Origin of the sequence: Pontibacter pamirensis (assembly GCF_010015475.1) — a bacterium.
GTDB classification, from domain to species: domain Bacteria; phylum Bacteroidota; class Bacteroidia; order Cytophagales; family Hymenobacteraceae; genus Pontibacter; species Pontibacter pamirensis.
This window is the reverse complement of record NZ_SSNI01000123.1, coordinates 1-618: the sequence shown is the minus strand read 5'-3', so window position 1 is coordinate 618 and position 618 is coordinate 1. Positions and strand designations below refer to the sequence as shown.

Sequence of the window (618 nt, the reverse complement as noted above, 5' to 3'; positions counted from 1 at the left end):
GATTACCTGACCACGGACAACCTGTTTTATGCCACTAAAAGGGCGCTGGCCGCCGTGGGGAAGAATTTGTTTATTAGCTTCTCTGACTATAGGATGTAGTTTAATGTAATTTTGTCTCAGTACTTAGCAGTTATTAACTTTAGCATTTATGCTGATTTTAAAGGTGGCTTTGGCTTATCTGCAGATGTTAGTGGCGGTTCATCACTTGGAGGAAAGGAGGAATATAGCCCAGACGCCATGATTAACCTGAACAGTTTTTCCTTTGGCCCTACAATGTATTACTCCTTCCTTACTACCAACCGCATTCGCCTAATGGCCCTCGGCGGGTTGCGGATGAACGAGATGCGGTTCACGTATAATGCTAATGCATTTATATCTCCGGACTTCGATGACCTTTTAGTATAATACTCCCTTGATTTAGGTCCACTATTTTAATTGAGGTATAACTTTTAACTTAGTGGAACAATGAAAGGGAAAAGAAGGAAATTCAGCGCGGCCTTCAAGGCCAAGGTAGCCCTGGAGGCTTTGAAAGAGCGGGAGAGCCTGGCGGAGCTGTCCAAACGCTTCGAGGTGCACCCGAACATGGTCAGCAAATGGAAGCAGGAGTTTGTGGAGAAC

2 protein-coding genes are annotated in these 618 nt (G+C 45.0%); both read left to right on the top strand.

The genetic code is table 11. The annotated features are described in order from the left end of the window. The first annotated feature begins 111 nt into the window (after positions 1 to 111). Complete coding sequence (locus E1919_RS27230) at positions 112 to 405, top strand: hypothetical protein (protein ID WP_162056543.1); 294 nt, start codon at positions 112 to 114, stop codon at positions 403 to 405. A gap of 60 nt (positions 406 to 465) precedes the next feature. Further along, positions 466 to 618 (top strand): transposase (locus E1919_RS28240; RefSeq protein WP_162056542.1); only part of this gene is annotated, 153 nt, incomplete at its 3' end.